Consider the following 14,870-nt stretch of genomic DNA (forward strand, 5'->3'; position numbering starts at 1 on the left):
TGCCATTTCATGGTATGATTAATCTGCACGCAGCAGACCTGTGTGCCCTGTGCGCCCATAGCTCAGCTGGATAGAGCAGCAGTTTCCTAAACTGCGTGTCGGATGTTCGAGTCATCTTGGGCGCACCATTTTTTTATCTACATAATCTAATCATTAAATTATCAGTCCGGAAAGGTGGGTTCCTTCATGTCCGATACTAAGAACCAGCTGGCTTCTTTCCACGAAGAAGTCATGCATGATGCCGATTATACCTTGGCCGAAGCCGTCGCCGAAGCCAAGCGCTGCCTGAATTGCAAAGTACCGCAATGCCGCAAAGGCTGCCCCATTGAAAACGAAATCCCCCAGTTCATCCATGCCATGACCCAGGGGGATTTCGGGGCTGCTGCGGACCACATCTACCATCGCAGCGACCTGCCGGCCATCTGCGGCCGCATCTGTCCGAGAGAAAAGCAGTGCGAAGGCCACTGCGTCCTCGGCAAAAAGGGAAAGCCTGTTGAAATCGGCAAATTGGAACGGTTCGTAGCGGATATGGCCCTGGACGGCGGCTTCCTCCCGCAGCCTGTCAGCCGCAAGACCGCCGGCCGCGTGGCCATCATCGGCTGTGGCCCGGCCGGCATGGCAGCTGCGCGGGAACTGGCCGGCCTCGATTACGATGTGACCATCTTTGAAGCCGCTTCCCAGCCAGGCGGTACCATGACCTATGGCATCCCGACTTTCCGGCTCCATAAAGAATTATTGCAGCGCGAAGCCCAGGCCCTGACGGCCATGGGCGTCACTATCGAATACAATGTCAAAATCGGTGTCGATAAGTCTTTGGCCGAACTGAAGGAAGCTTTCGATGCCGTCTTCATCGCCATTGGGACGATGAATGCCTGGAATCTCGGTGTCGATAACGATACTATCGATGGCGTCGTCGATGCCGAACAGTTCCTGCGCGACGTCCAGCGCGTCCAGAACGGGGAAGTCGCTTTGGAAGACCTGCCCGTCCAGAAAGGCGACCAGGTCATCGTCGTCGGTGCCGGCAACGTCGCCATCGATGCCGCCCGCACATCGCTGCGCCTCGGGGCAGACGTCAAGATCGTCTACCGCCGGGCTGAAAAGAACATGAAATGCCTGCCGTCGGAATATGAAGAAGCCAAGGCTGATGGTGTCCAGTTCCAGTTCTACTCGGCACCGAAAGCCGTCGTCGGGACGGACCATGTAGAAGGGCTGAAATATGAAAAACAGCAGATCCTCGAAGATGCCACCATGGTTCCGACAGGCGAATTCGGCGTCGTTCCGGCCAATAAGATCATCGCTGCTATCGGCAATAAACCGGAACTGCCCATCGTCAAAGCCCTCGGTGTCGACGCCAATGACGATGGCTACATCGCCGTCAAGGACCTGCCCTACGGCATGACCAGCCAAGAAGGTGTCTTTGCCGCCGGTGATATCGTCCACAAACCGCAGACCGTCGTCCTGGCCATGCGCGAAGGGCGTAAGACGGCTGCCGGTATCGACCAGTACTTGAAGGCCAAAAAGGTCATGTCCGCTGCGAAAGCATGAGGAGGCCGGCTATGAGTGAACTGACACGGCAGATATTGAAGGCCAATGAACGTTTCGTCAAACAGTCCCTGTCCCAGGGCGGCTTCGATGAGGTCAGCAAGTATCCCAGCCGCAACCTGGCTGTCCTGACTTGCATGGATACGCGCCTTTTGAGCTTCCTTGAACCGGCTATGGGCCTCGTTCGGGGGGAAGCTAAACTCATCAAGGTCGCCGGCAATACGGCCTTTGAAGATTTTGACAGCGTCATCGGCAGCCTCATGGTCGCCGTTTACGAATTACATGTCCACGACATCATCGTCATGGGCCACGACGACTGCGGCATGCTCAAGACGACGGCAGACAGCCTGTGCCGTCACATGGCAGAAGAAGGCATCGATGATGCGGCCATCGCCGCCGTCCGGCCCAAGCTGGAACAATGGGCCGACCCCATTACCGATATCGATGCGTCCGTCTGTGATACGGTCCGCCGCCTGCGGGCCAATCCCTACTTGCCTTCATCCCTTACGATTTATGGTATGGTCATCCATCCGCACACCGGTGAAATCCGAGTCGTCGACGATGGAGAAGGCCAGAAATAGGAGGTATTATGAGTCTTGTCACACAACGAATGAAAGACCATGCCGCTGTCCTCGAAGCGACGATGGATTTGATTCCGGATATTGAAAAAGCCGGGGCCTTGTTCAAAGAGGCCCTGGCTTCGGGCCACAAAATCCTATTTTGTGGCAATGGCGGCAGTGCTGCCGATTCTCAGCATTTAGCCGCAGAAATCGTCGGCCGCTTCCAGAAAGAACGGCGGCCGTTCCCGGCTCTGGCTTTGACTGTCGATACGTCGATTTTGACGGCTGTCGGCAATGATTACGGCTTCGACACGGTCTTTGCCCGTCAGGTCCGGGCTTTAGGTGAAAAGGGCGATATCCTGGTCGGCATTTCTACGTCCGGCAACAGCCAGAATGTCTTGGAAGCCATCGAGGCAGCCCGCGAAAAAGGCCTCACTGTCATCGGCATGACCGCCTATGGCGGCGGTAAGATGAAGGAGGCCTGTGATATCTGCCTGTCTGTACCGGCAAAAGTGACGGCACGGGCTCAGGAAATGCATATTATGATCGGTCATATCCTCTGCGAAATCGCTGAAGAAGATATGTAATCAGCCGACGATCTGCTGGAACTGTTTGTTGTTCCGGATTTTATCGAAATGGCTCTGTGTCCGGGCTGCCTGACGGACGTCTTCGCCGCCCAGGTCGATGGCCTGTTTCAGATAAGGCAGAGCCTGGTCGGCTTTGCCCAGGTCGCCGTAGATGGTGGCGATACCGTAGTAACTCCAGGTATTGCCCGGGTCGGCGGCGATGACGTTCTTGAAATACGTCAGGGCTTTATCGTATTGGCCGTCTATTTTATAGGCCAAGGCCAGGTTGTAGAACGAAGCGACGTCTTTCGGGGCTATTTTCAGCGCTTTTTCAATGAGCTCGATGCCCTGGGCGACGTCGTTTTTGTTACCCGTACTGTTGCCGCGCATGGCCAGGGTGACGCCTTTATTGCTCAAGGCCTGGTAATTATGGGCGTCCATAGAAAGGGCTTTGTCGAAGTCGCTGATGGCCCCGGCATAATCGCCGGCCTGGTATTTTTTCAGCCCTGCGTCGCTGTAGGCCTGCGAATCGGCCTGGATAGCCGGTGCCGCCGAAGTCTGTACTTCTTGTGCCGCCGGTGCCGGCTGAGACGATGATGGCTGCGTACTGCATCCGCCGCTCCCGGCAGCTAATGCCAGCAGGAGCAGGATGGCCAAGTGTTTGTTCTTCATGTTCGTTCTCCTGTTCGTCAAATGGAAAATCCTATGAAACATATCATCAAAAAAGGGGACATCATCCTCATCATCACGCTGCTCGTCTTATCTTTCATCCCGGAAGGCATCTTTTACCTGACCGGCAATGATGCGTCGATAGACCGGACGTATGCCGTCATCCAAGTCGATGGCAAAGTCTATAAGGAAGTACCCTTGTCAGGCCACCATGGGACCGATATGATTTCTATCGATACCGATAAAGGCCACAACCTGGTCGTCATCCAGGACGAGAGCGTCGGCATTACCGAAGCCGATTGTCCCGATAAAATCTGCATCAGTGAAGGCTTTGTCAGCAAGCCCGGTGCGACCGTCGTCTGCCTGCCGCACAAGGTGTTAGTCGAAGTGAAGTCTGCCGGCGGGGACGAACCCGATGTCATTCCGGCCCATTAGAGGTAGGTAGCTTATGAAAAAGACATTCCACATCATTATCCTGGGCTTGTTCATTGCCCAGTCCCTGGTCTTATATATCGTCGAAGGGATGCTGCCTGTGCCCTTCATCGCGCCAGGGGCGAAACTGGGGCTGGCCAATCTGATTACGGTCATCGCCCTCTATGCCCTGCCGCGCAAGCGCGACGTCTGCCTCATCCTGCTCGTGCGCATCATCTTGGCTACGGCCTTTGGCGGCGGTATCAACGCTTTCCTGTACAGTGTCTCCGGGGCCGCTTTCAGCCTGGGGGCCATGATGGTCCTGCAGAAGACAGGGAAATTCTCTATCATCGGCGTCAGCACAGCCGGCGGTATTTTCCATAACCTGGGGCAGGTCATCGTGGCATCCCTGGTCGTAGAAAATATCAAGATCATGCTTTATCTGCCGGTCCTGGCCGTCGCCGGTACCGGTACGGGCATCCTCATCGGCATTACGGCCATCTTCACCTTGCGCCATCTGAAGAAACTGCCCATTTACCGTCGCATGCAGGAAGGTGATTAATTAATCCGGATAGAGTCCAAGACTTCGTCGGCCAGTTTTACTTTATCTTCTTTGCTGCCATCGCAGGCTACGACGACGATCCACGTGGCCGGTCCGTCGGCAAAGCCGATGAGGCGGGCGCGCATGGATTTATCTTCGTACGTGAAGGTAAAGTCCTGGACGACGGCGTGCTGGCCGCTGACCGTCGTCGTGTCCTGGCTGACCGAGACGTTCTTAGCGTCGATTTTCGACAATACGGCGCCGGCTGCGGCTTCAGCCGTCTGATTGAGGCGCTGGCTGATGGCCTGACCCTGGCTGATGTGCAGGTCGTCGTACATCTGCTGGGTATCGATGCTGTTGGTATAGATGGCGACATACAGGCCGCTGTCTATTTCCCCGTACAGACGGCTGCCCTTGAAATAGCGCTGCGTAAGCGGGTCGACAGGGACGGGGAAGTCGAGTTTTTGCGGATTTCCGGGAAGTTTCACCGTAATGGACGAGCCCATGCCGTCGATGCGCTTTTCTTTCAGGGTAATCGTATAGCAGGCCGTCAGGCTCAAGGTCAGGATGACCAGGAAGAGGGCCAATAAAAAGGAACGGATTCGGGTATGAGTCATAATACACCTCGCTAGTGTTATTTAAAAGGTAAATATCCCCAGGATACGAGCAGATAAAATGCCGGATAGAGGATAAGGATATATAGAATTTGTGTCGTAATGAAAGGCGCCATGGCCAGATTGACATTTAAATCGTAGAGCCGCTCTGTAATCAAGGCATTAATGGCACAAGGCGTGCCCATGACGATGATGATGGTCCCAAGGAGGACCGGGTCTGACGTAAAGCAGAGAGCCAGGCCATACGATGCCAACGGCGTCAGAATCATCTTTATCGGGATGAGGTCTAACGTCTTTCGGGCGTAGTCCTTGAAATGGGAAAAATCAATGAGATACCCGACGGGAATGAGGGCTACCCAGGCGCTGACATGGATGAGGGCCTGGAAAATCGTCGTTCCCGCAGCGGGTCTGGGAATCCCGGCAGCATGCAAGGCTGTGCCGATAACTAAGGCTACGACGGACAGCTGGTTCCAGTTGATGAAGATGGATTTCCAATTATCTTTGAAAAAGACGAAAAAGTTATGGTCTTTCCCGCTGTGCTGATAGTAGTATCCCATAGGGAAAAGGACGAAGAACATGAGCAGGTTCTGGAATACGCCGATAATCTGGACGTAGGCATAGGACATTTCCCCGTAGAGAATGTAACTGCACAGGCCGCCGAGCGTCCCGGTATTGGCCGGGATGGCGGCGATGAGATAGCTGCCGCGGTCGACAAAGGATGAGAATTTGCGCTGCCGCCCCAGTAAGAGGACGACCGCCAAGGGCAGGAGGCCGTTGAAAAAGGCAAAGAACGGCAGACTCAGTAAATCGGTCCGCATGGGCAGGACCCAGAAGCTGAGCAGGGTCAAGGCGGTCATGATGACGATGATGTTGAAGCGGATGAGCCAGTTCGACTGTTCCGGCGTCAGCCAGCGCCGCTGTTTGGCGGCATAGCCAGCTAGCATGGGCAGGATGATGTCTGTAAAAATATAAATCATCCGGAGTGTCGTATCTTCCATGGTGTCCTCTTTACTTGCGGGCAGCGCGGAAGGCGTCGGCCAGGGAGAAGGTCAGCGGTTCTGCCGGCTTGGTGGCGTCGATGATAGGCTGCATGATGTCGCGAAACTCTTCTTTCTTCTTTGATAAGACATAGAGCTTGGATGTGTTGCGGGCGTCCCAGAGGGCGTCGTGCATCTGGCCGTCGAAGGTTTCGCCCAGGGTACTGACGGCCTTGTCCAGGGAAATGACTTTGTCCAGGCCCAGGAGATTGCAGTAAATCTGCTGGAAATTCTGCCAGTGGTCGAGCATCCAGCGGACGCGGTCGTCGTGTTCGTCGATTTCCTTGAGGCGGAGTTCGCAGTCCAGTTGGCGCCAGTCGTTTTCGCTCCAGGCGAACATTTCGTAGGCATTGGGGCAGCCTTCGTTGCACCAAGTCAGGAAATGGTCGAAGGCCTGGCGGAAATGGGGCTTCCCGGCCAGCATTTCCATAGTGATTCCCGTCAATTCCTGACAGGTCTGGTTCATGGCTGTCGTATATTCGGGCAGCACATATTCTTTATACGACGAGATTTCCTTCCCGTCTTCGTCTATCTTGACAGCACCGATTTCGATGATTTCACCCTTGCAGATGCGGCGCGCTTCCTTCTGGTCCCGGCCGATAGGGTTCATCTCGAAATCGACAAATACGGCTTTCATAATAAAAAAGTGTCTCCTTTCTGAATCTGATGGACAATCTTTATTATACCATAAGTAAAGGGCTTGTCGCACGTGCGACAAGCCCTTTTGAGATGAATCAGGCGGGCCGCCCTTTGGGCGGCCCCTACGAGTCATGAGCCATTAAAATGCCGGCAGGATAGTTCCCTGGAAGTGTTCTTCGATGAATTTCTTGATCGGTTCCGACTGGTAGATTTCTAAGACTTTCTTGTATGTTTCGTTGTTTTCGTCGCCCTGACGGACTGCCATGACGTTAGCATACGGCGAATCCTTCGATTCGACGAGGATCGAATCCTTCTGCGGATTCAAGCCAGCCGGGATGGCGTAGTTGGTGTTGACGCAAGCCAGGTCCGTGTCGTCGAGGGAACGGGGAATCTGAGCGGCATCGAGTTCGACGAACTGGAGGTTCTTGGGATTTTCTGTGATATCCGTAACCGAAGCGTCGACGGAGTTGCCGTTCTTCAACTTGATCAGGCCGGCCTGCTGGATCAGGAGCAGGGCGCGGGCCCCGTTGGTCGGGTCGTTCGGGATGGTGACTTTGGCACCGTCGGCGACATCTTTGATGTCTTTATATTTGTGCGAGTAAACAGCCATGGGCAGGATGATGGTCTTGCCGATAGACGTGATCTTCAGGCCTTGTTTCTTGACGACGTTGTCCATGTACGGCTGGTGCTGCATGGAGTTCATGTCCAGATCGCCTTCGGCCAGGGCCTTGTTCGGCTGGACATAGTCGTTAAATTCGACGACTTTGATGGTGATACCCTGTTTAGCTGCTTCTTTTGCGACTTCTTCCATGACTTCCGCGTGGGGACCGGCAGTGACGCCCATCTTGATTTCTTTTTTATCACCGGAAGCACCGGAATTGGAAGACGAACCGCAGCCGGCGGCAAAGAGGCACGTCGTCGTGATGAGGACGGCGGCGAAGAGTTTTTTTACTGTTGCATTCATGTAATCATTTCCTTTCTGGATGACGAATATAAGGGCTTGCCGGTCAAAAAGAAAAGCCGTCATACAGATGACGGCTCAATTTGCGATTCGTTCATCTGCCGGTATATACCGCTGGACTTGGCACCTATCCCGATAGGGGGTTGCCGCAGCGTCATCGGGCCATTCCCTCGACTGCTCTTGATGAAAGACAATGTTTTGTTGTTGGTGTACATGTTATCACCTGGCGGGGAATCTGTCAAGAAATTTTTGACAATCCTGCGCTTCTTGAGAAAAATTTCTTTTTATGTTATAATAAGAAAACTCATCGGAGGCTTATACTCGTATGGTATAGAGCCGGATAAGATGTCACTTCAGTCCTGTAGCGGAGGAAGGGCGTGTACGTAAACACGTTCTTCGATAAAGTTGCAGGCCTGGGTGGTTTCTTATCCGGCTTTTTTGTTGTGAGGTGATGGAATGCTGAATAAACGAGATATCCTTTGGCAGATTTACAGTGCCAAAGCCTTTTACTTCCTTGGCGGCTTCGGTTTTACATCATGGGCATCGCTCATTCCTTTCCTGAAGCGGAAATTGCAGATTCCCGACGACCATCTGGGCTTTCTTTTGCTGGCCGTCGGCTTGGGAGCCCTGATCATGATGATGCTGGCCGGCTCTATTGCCGGGCGCTTAGGCTGCCGCCGCTCTTTGACTGCTGCCGGCCTGTCCATTGCCGTCGTCTTGAACGTTCTCTGCTATGTGCCGGCTTATACTGCGGCGCTGCTGGTGGCAGTTCTCCTCGGTTCCTCCCTGGGGCTGCTCGATGTCGTCGTCAACATCAACGGCATCTTCATTGAACGGAAAGTCCGCAAGCGCCTCATGTCGGGAATGCAGGCCATGTGGTCTTTGGGGAACTTTGCCGGCGCTGCCTTTTTCGCCCTGCTGCTGCAATTTCGGTTGCCCTGGCAAGGCGTTGCCCTGGCCGGTGCCGTCCTGATTGCCGCCTGTGTCTTCTTCTTTTCGCCCCATCTTCACAGTGAGCGGAATGAAAGCCGTGGCGGCAGCCATTTCGTGCGGCCCAAAGGAACGATTGTCTTCATTGGGCTGATTTGTACGATATCTTTCCTCGTCGAAGGCTCTATCAACGATTGGAGTGGCGTCTTCATGACGACGGAAAAAGGCATCGACATTTCCCAATCCGGCCTGGGTCTGACCCTGTTCACGGCTTCGGCCTTCCTGTCCCGCCTGACTGGTGATTCCCTGACCATGCATATCGGGCCGCGGCGTCTCCTGGCTTTTTCCCTGCCCATCGCCTTTGTCGGCTTTTTGGGAATCCTGCTCATCAGCGGCGGCCCGTTACTGTTCGCGTCATACGTCCTCATCGGTATCGGCTGCGCCAACACGGTCCCCGTTTTTTACTCCCTCTTGGGGACGCAAAAAGAAATGCCCATCGCCGATGCCGTCGCCGCAGTCAGTACCATCGGCTACGTCGGCATCCTCCTGGCACCGGCCGTACTGGGCTTCATCGGCCGTGTCTTCAGCCTGACCATTTCCTTTACCCTGGTCACAGTCCTCTTAATCATCATGACCGTCATGGCCATGCGGCTGTTGGGGAAGTTTGAGGTTTGAGGTTTGATGTTTGAAGTTTGATGTAAGTAGGGATAAATTTGAAACCATCACGTCAAACATCAAACGTCAAACTAAAAAAGCCTGCCGCAGGGGCAGGCTTTTTTCTTACGCATCAATCACTTTCCCCGGATTGAGGATGTCTTTCGGGTCCATGGCCCGCTTGATGGTTTTCATGATTTTCAGTTCGCCTTTTGGTGTGAACTGTTCCATGTATTTTAATTTCTTGGCTCCGATGCCGTGTTCGCCGGCCAGGCGGCCGCCGACGCTGTAGGCATAGGCGTAGACTTGCTGATGGAATTCTTCGACGTTCTTTTCCCATTCTTCGTCGCTCATGTCCATCTTGCAGAGGACGATGTGCAGGTTGCCGTCGCCGATGTGGGCATTGATCTTGACTTCAAAGGGATAGTCCTTGCCGATATCCATAATCTTTTCGATGGTTCCGGCAATTTTATGGACCGGCACGACGACGTCGTCTGTGAGGAAGACCTTGCTTTGCAGTTCAACCGAGGTCTGGCAGTTGCGGCGCATGTTCCAGACGCGGTCATCCGCTTCCAGGACTTCGGCGGCGCCTGATTCTTCACAGATCGTGCAGACGGCGTCCATCTTGGTGTCCAGTTCATCTTCGTGGAAGGTTTCGACGGTGATGATGACGTAGATACCGTCGTCGTAGTGGGGCATATCCTTGTAATGGCAGTAGTCTGCACAGCCGCGGACGTAGGAATTGTCCATGTATTCGACGCTGGTCGGATCGATGCCGGCTTTCATCAATTTCGGTACCATGTGCAAAGCCTGGCGCGGATCTGTATAGATGGCCAGGACGTCGAAGCGGTACGGCGGCAGGGGAATCAGTTTGACTGTGACTTTGGTGATGATGCCCAGCGTCCCTTCACTGCCGATGATGAGCTGTTCCAGGTCGTAGCCGGTCGAGCATTTCTTGAGGATACGGCCGCATTCGACGATATCGCCAGTAGGGGTGACGACTTCCAGGCAGTAGACCTGGTCGCGGGTGACGCCGTAGCGGACGGCGCGCAGGCCGCCGGCATTGGTAGCCAGGTTGCCGCCGATGAGGCTGCTTTCGGCGCTGGACGGGTCACCGGCATACATGAGGCCGACTTTCTTGGCGGCATTCTGCAAGTCTACCGTGCGGACACCGGCTTCGACGGTCATGTACATGCCTTCTTCATTCAGTTCGAGAATCTTGTTGAGACGGTCCATGCAGAGAACCAGGCCGCCGCAGACCGGGATGGCCCCGTCGGCCAGGCTGGTGCCGCCGCTGCGGACGGTAATGGGGAAGTCGTATTCGTTGGCTAATTTGACGATTTCCGAGATTTCCTGGGCGTTCGCCGGCGATACCGCAGCGTCAGGAACGTGGAACATGGCCGGGTTGGTTTCATAGTCGGTCTGATACTGTAAGAGCATGTCTCTATCGGTCTTGACATAAGTCGGACCGGTAATGGCTTTTAATTTTTCAATGATTTCTGGCGTAATGGGCTGATAAGTTTTCAAGCAAAGGGCCTCCTTTTCATTTGTTGTCTTATTCTACCACGCTCGCCGCCCCTAGGGAAGGCATCAGAACTTGAAATCAATCGTTGCCGAGACGCCGACGCCCTGGACTCGATTGAGATTGCTGACATTCGTCGTCGCCATAGGGATGAGGGCATTGGCCCGGGCGATGCCGTTAAATTCGCCTTCCAGCTGGGCGACGGCTTTGACCTTTTCGACTTGGGCCGACGGGCCGATGACCTGGACGGCGCCGATATATTTACCCGTACCGACGCTGACGATAGGCACGACTTTGGTGGCATAATCCGTGCCGACGCCATTTTTCATGAGCAGTTTGTTGAGAAAGTCGTTGATGGAATCGCCATACTTGGAGACGAGGATGGAAATGCCGCCGACTTTCAAGATAGAACCGAGGTTGAAGGCCTGGACGGCTGTGCCGCCGGCGAAACCGAGAAGTGACGCAATCGTAACGGCTGCAATGAGTTGTTTTTTCATGGAAATACCTCCTGAATCAAGCTTTTTTTTGATGATGGCCGCGGGCTAGCGAGGCCGCAACGGCAAGGAAACAGAGGACGGCTAAGATGACGAACGAGGCATGCAGGGCCGCCAGGACGCCGTCGGTATAAGATGGCTGTTTAGCCGTTTCCATCGTCATGATAAAGGTGACGACAGCCATGCTCAGGGCCTGGCCGAGATTGCGCGACAAGGCCAAAATGCTCGAGGCGATGCCGTGGTGCATCTTTTTGACAGACCCCATGATGGCGCTGTTGTTGGGAGCGCCGAACAGCGCCGCCCCCAGTCCGATGAAGACCAGGAAGATGGCAGCACCGCTGACGGGGACGCGCGGGAACAAGGCAAACGCCGCCAGCCCCAGCGCCGTCAAGACGAGGCCGATAGACGCAATGCCCCGCGGACCATACTTATCAGATAAGTCACCGGCCCGGGGCGACAAGAAAGCCATGATGATGGGCTGTACTAGCAGAATCGCTCCGGACATAGCCGGCGGCAGGCCGAGGATGACCTGGAAATAAAGGGATAAGAGAAAGGAAACGGCATAGGTAGCACTGTATTGGATGAGGGCTGCCAAATTGGACATAGAAAAGGTCAGATTACGGAATAAATAGAGCGGCAGCAGGGGGTGGAAGGACTTGCCTTCGTGGATGACGAAGACGACCAGCAAGACCAGGCCGATCCAGAAAGAAGCACTGTAATCTTCAAAGGATGATAGCCCGTACAGCGCGCAGAGGATACCGGCGATGGACAGACCCGAACTGACGAGGTTGACGAAGGGCGCGCCGTTGGCATACCATTCTTCTTTGATGGGACGGATGAAGGCGTACGAAATGACGATGGCCAGGGCAGACAAGAGGAAGATACAGCGCCAGCCGACGAACTGCGTCAGGGCCCCGCCGATGACCGGCCCCAGGGACAGGCCGAGATAGGTCAGGGCGACAGCCCGGCCGAGAATATGGCCCTGATGGGCTTCATCCGTCGTCGCCAGGAGCAGGGGCATATAGGACACATAGACGCCGGATAGGGCGATGCCCTGGATGGCCCGCAAAATGATGAGCATCGTCAGGGTCTGGGCAAAGGCCGCCGCCGCTGTCGCCATGGCAAAGACGATGAGCGACAGGGAATAAGTCCGCCGCCGTCCATGGACATCGGAGACCTTTCCCAAGGGCAGGAGAAAAGCAGCCGTCGTCATCAAGAAAATCGTCACGACCCAGCTCATGCGGTCCGGCGCGACGCCGAATTGACCGGCCATGACGGGAATGGCGATATTGATGGACGTAGAAAGAAAAGGCCCGACAAAACTGACCAGGCAAATCGAGTAAAAGATCCGTTTTTCCGTCGACATATCCGCACCTCACAAACGTAATAATTCTGCTCTTATTATACCATATGAGCCGGAGACGGCGGGAGCTGGCGAAGAAAATCGCGGACTAAGAAAGGACAGAAATTTTTTTACATTATCACATTTTATGAGGGAATTAACAAGCGATATCTGAATGAGTCAAAATAATATTTATCAAAATGATATGTTGACATGATTTTTTTTACGAATTTATTGAAAATATATAAAAAAGAGAAAACTATACTTGACAAGTAGCTTTTTGGATAGTACCATAGGCGTAAACATTGAGAAATGCGATAACCAAAACAAGTACACCTGTGTACTGCGTCAGAGAGTGCGGGTCTGGGGCTGCAAACCGGCATCGTTAGGAAACAGGATGGAATGCCTTTGGTTGCATAGCTGCGGAATTTTGTAGTATGCAGTTACGTCTGACTGGCGTTATACAGTCATGAGATACAGTTGTTGGCTGTAAACAGAGTGGAACCACGGGCCACCGTCTCTGTCAAAGGGGAGGGTGGTCTTTTTGTATATCCTGTCAAGGATATGTGGGGGAAACGAGAAAGAAGGGGTACGTATGATACAGGACATACAGCAATATATTCACGATGAATTTCAATGGTTTCATCGTCATCCCGAATTGTCTTTTAGGGAAGTAGAAACAACTGAACGTATTCGTCAGGATTTGCAAAAAGGTGGTTTACGTATTTTAAACCTTCCTCTGGAAACGGGGGTAGTCGCAGAAGTAGGGACTGGGGAACAGCCTATTGTTGCTATTCGCTGTGATATCGATGCGCTGCCTATTAATGAAGAAGCCGATGTACCTTATCGGTCGGAACATCCCGGGTGCATGCATGCCTGCGGTCATGATTTCCATACCGCTTCTGTTTTAGGCGCGGCCTATTTGTTGAAGGAGAGAGAAGCGGAAATCCAAGGGACTGTCCGCATTATCTTCCAGCCCGGAGAAGAAGGCCCAAGCGGTGCTTTGAAAATCGTTGAGACAGGAATTATCGATGATGTCGATGCGATTTTTGGGATGCATTGCACGCCGCTTCTCGATGTGGGACAAATGGGGATTCTCGATGGACCGGCCATGGCTGCTGTTGATGCTTTCCGTATTACCTTCCATGGAAAGGGGGTCCATGCGGCCCATCCTGATAAAGGTATCGATCCTATTGTGACAGCAGCTGTTTTTGTCGGTGCTGTCCAGACCGTCGTCAGTCGAAACATGGATCCCTTCGCCGCTACTTTAGTCAGTGTTACGCACATTGAAGGCGGTTATAACTGGAATGTCATTCCTGATGAAACTTTTGTTGAAGGTACGACGCGGAGCATGAGCAAGGAGGGGCGTCAGGCAATCCGGAATCGGATTGAAACGTTAGCTGCTTCAACGGCGGCTGCTTATGAGGCAAGAGCCGAAGTCCAATGGATTCCAGGGCCTCCTGCGCTCATCAATGATGCTCATTGGGGTATCTTGGCCCGTAAAGTAGCAGAGAAACAGGGCTTTGATAAACAACCGATGGCTCCTTCCCTGGGAGGAGAAGATTTTGCTTTTTATTACGATAAGGTACCTGGATATTTCGTCTTTATCGGAACCGGTCATTCCTATCCGAATCACAATGCTAAATTCAAGGTAAATCCGGCCGCACTATATCCGGCCTCACAATATATGGCTGAACTGGCTTGCCAGGCAGTGGTACAGATTCGGCAAGAAGGGAGCAGCAAGGAATGATTCAATTTAAAGATGTCAGTAAAACCTTTAAAAGCAAAGGGGTTACTACGCAGGCGTTACAGCATGTATCCCTGACTATCGAAGACGGAGATATGTTTGGCGTCATTGGTTTCAGCGGTGCTGGTAAGTCGACGCTGCTGCGGATGGTCAATGGTCTGGAAATGCCGACAGAAGGTCATGTAGAAATCAACGGCCAGGATTTGAGCAAAGTTTCTCATAATGAAATGCGTAAACTGCGCAAATCCATTGGTATGGTCTTTCAGCAATTCAATCTCCTCGACTCGCGGACCGTCTTCGACAATGTGGCCATTCCCTTACGCCTTAATAAAGTAGATAAAGACACGATGCATAAAAAGGTCATGGAACTTTTGGAATACGTCAATTTGGCAGATAAAGCCGATGCCTATCCGGGACAGCTTTCGGGCGGCCAGAAACAGCGTGTCGGTATTGCCCGCGCACTGGCAACGGATCCATCGATTCTCTTGTGCGATGAAGCGACGAGTGCCTTGGATCCGGAAACGACCGAATCGATTCTGCAGCTCCTGGAACGGATTCATAAAGAATTGAATATTACGATATTACGATGCTCATCGTTACGCACGAAATACAAGTCATCCAGCGCTTATGCAACCGCGTAG

At 53.4% G+C, this 14,870-nt stretch carries 16 protein-coding genes, 1 tRNA gene and 1 riboswitch; of the genes, 9 read left to right on the top strand and 8 right to left on the bottom strand.

What is annotated here, in order from left to right; genetic code table 11:
- Positions 1–51 precede the first annotated feature (51 nt).
- From C6362_RS05070 to gmhA, 4 genes are all read left to right on the top strand, one after another.
- A tRNA-Arg gene (locus C6362_RS05070) sits at positions 52–128 on the top strand.
- Positions 129–186: 58 nt separating this feature from the next.
- The gene (locus C6362_RS05075) at positions 187–1,545 is read left to right on the top strand and encodes an NAD(P)-dependent oxidoreductase (protein WP_014015667.1); all 1,359 of its coding nucleotides are present in this window, start codon (positions 187–189) and stop codon (positions 1,543–1,545) included.
- A gap of 11 nt (positions 1,546–1,556) precedes the next feature.
- Positions 1,557–2,123, top strand: coding sequence for a beta-class carbonic anhydrase (locus C6362_RS05080; protein WP_014015668.1), 567 nt, complete (start codon positions 1,557–1,559; stop codon positions 2,121–2,123).
- A gap of 8 nt (positions 2,124–2,131) precedes the next feature.
- The gene (gene gmhA, locus C6362_RS05085; RefSeq protein WP_014015669.1) at positions 2,132–2,689 is read left to right on the top strand and encodes a D-sedoheptulose 7-phosphate isomerase; all 558 of its coding nucleotides are present in this window, start codon (positions 2,132–2,134) and stop codon (positions 2,687–2,689) included.
- Here the strand turns inward: gmhA and C6362_RS05090 are convergent, their stop codons facing one another.
- On the bottom strand, positions 2,690–3,340 hold the full coding sequence (locus tag C6362_RS05090) for a tetratricopeptide repeat protein (RefSeq protein WP_014015670.1): 651 nt from the start codon (positions 3,338–3,340) through the stop codon (positions 2,690–2,692).
- 33 nt (positions 3,341–3,373) lie between these two features.
- Between C6362_RS05090 and C6362_RS05095 the strand changes: the two genes are divergently transcribed.
- The gene (locus tag C6362_RS05095; protein ID WP_014015671.1) at positions 3,374–3,772 is read left to right on the top strand and encodes a NusG domain II-containing protein; all 399 of its coding nucleotides are present in this window, start codon (positions 3,374–3,376) and stop codon (positions 3,770–3,772) included.
- 13 nt (positions 3,773–3,785) lie between these two features.
- On the top strand, positions 3,786–4,310 hold the full coding sequence (locus tag C6362_RS05100; RefSeq protein ID WP_014015672.1) for a Gx transporter family protein: 525 nt from the start codon (positions 3,786–3,788) through the stop codon (positions 4,308–4,310).
- Here the strand turns inward: C6362_RS05100 and C6362_RS05105 are convergent.
- The 4 genes from C6362_RS05105 to C6362_RS05120 all read right to left on the bottom strand — a co-directional run bounded on the left by C6362_RS05105 (position 4,307) and on the right by C6362_RS05120 (position 7,543).
- On the bottom strand, positions 4,307–4,906 hold the full coding sequence (locus C6362_RS05105) for a hypothetical protein (protein ID WP_014015673.1): 600 nt from the start codon (positions 4,904–4,906) through the stop codon (positions 4,307–4,309). The genes C6362_RS05100 and C6362_RS05105 overlap by 4 nt on opposite strands.
- A gap of 17 nt (positions 4,907–4,923) precedes the next feature.
- Positions 4,924–5,901, bottom strand: coding sequence for an AEC family transporter (locus C6362_RS05110; protein WP_014015674.1), 978 nt, complete (start codon positions 5,899–5,901; stop codon positions 4,924–4,926).
- Between the two features lie 10 nt (positions 5,902–5,911).
- Entirely contained in the window at positions 5,912–6,577 is a 666-nt protein-coding gene (locus C6362_RS05115) for a 3'-5' exonuclease (protein WP_014015675.1), read from the bottom strand.
- Positions 6,578–6,718: 141 nt separating this feature from the next.
- Positions 6,719–7,543, bottom strand: a complete 825-nt coding sequence (locus C6362_RS05120; RefSeq protein ID WP_014015676.1) for a MetQ/NlpA family ABC transporter substrate-binding protein — start codon at positions 7,541–7,543, stop codon at positions 6,719–6,721.
- Positions 7,544–7,631: 88 nt separating this feature from the next.
- A riboswitch (SAM riboswitch) is annotated at positions 7,632–7,730 on the bottom strand.
- A 266-nt stretch (positions 7,731–7,996) separates the two neighbouring features.
- Here C6362_RS05120 and C6362_RS05125 point away from each other — a divergent pair.
- On the top strand, positions 7,997–9,145 hold the full coding sequence (locus C6362_RS05125) for an MFS transporter (protein ID WP_014015677.1): 1,149 nt from the start codon (positions 7,997–7,999) through the stop codon (positions 9,143–9,145).
- Positions 9,146–9,250: 105 nt separating this feature from the next.
- On the opposite strand, the gene C6362_RS05130 is transcribed toward C6362_RS05125, so the two are convergent.
- The 3 genes from C6362_RS05130 to C6362_RS05140 all read right to left on the bottom strand — a co-directional run bounded on the left by C6362_RS05130 (position 9,251) and on the right by C6362_RS05140 (position 12,506).
- Positions 9,251–10,651, bottom strand: a complete 1,401-nt coding sequence (locus C6362_RS05130; protein ID WP_014015678.1) for an FAD-binding oxidoreductase — start codon at positions 10,649–10,651, stop codon at positions 9,251–9,253.
- A gap of 63 nt (positions 10,652–10,714) precedes the next feature.
- Positions 10,715–11,143 carry a hypothetical protein gene (locus C6362_RS05135; protein ID WP_014015679.1) on the bottom strand — a complete coding sequence of 143 codons (429 nt, stop codon included), beginning with the start codon at positions 11,141–11,143 and terminating at the stop codon, positions 10,715–10,717.
- A gap of 16 nt (positions 11,144–11,159) precedes the next feature.
- The gene (locus tag C6362_RS05140) at positions 11,160–12,506 is read right to left on the bottom strand and encodes an MFS transporter (RefSeq protein WP_014015680.1); all 1,347 of its coding nucleotides are present in this window, start codon (positions 12,504–12,506) and stop codon (positions 11,160–11,162) included.
- 571 nt (positions 12,507–13,077) lie between these two features.
- Here C6362_RS05140 and C6362_RS05145 point away from each other — a divergent pair.
- Complete coding sequence (locus tag C6362_RS05145) at positions 13,078–14,232, top strand: amidohydrolase (protein ID WP_014015681.1); 1,155 nt, start codon at positions 13,078–13,080, stop codon at positions 14,230–14,232.
- Positions 14,229–14,870, top strand: coding sequence for a methionine ABC transporter ATP-binding protein (locus tag C6362_RS12110; protein ID WP_014015682.1), 642 nt, complete (start codon positions 14,229–14,231; stop codon positions 14,868–14,870). The genes C6362_RS05145 and C6362_RS12110 overlap by 4 nt, the downstream gene beginning before the upstream one ends.

Source organism: Megasphaera elsdenii DSM 20460, assembly GCF_003010495.1.
Classification (GTDB): Bacteria; Bacillota; Negativicutes; order Veillonellales; family Megasphaeraceae; genus Megasphaera; species Megasphaera elsdenii.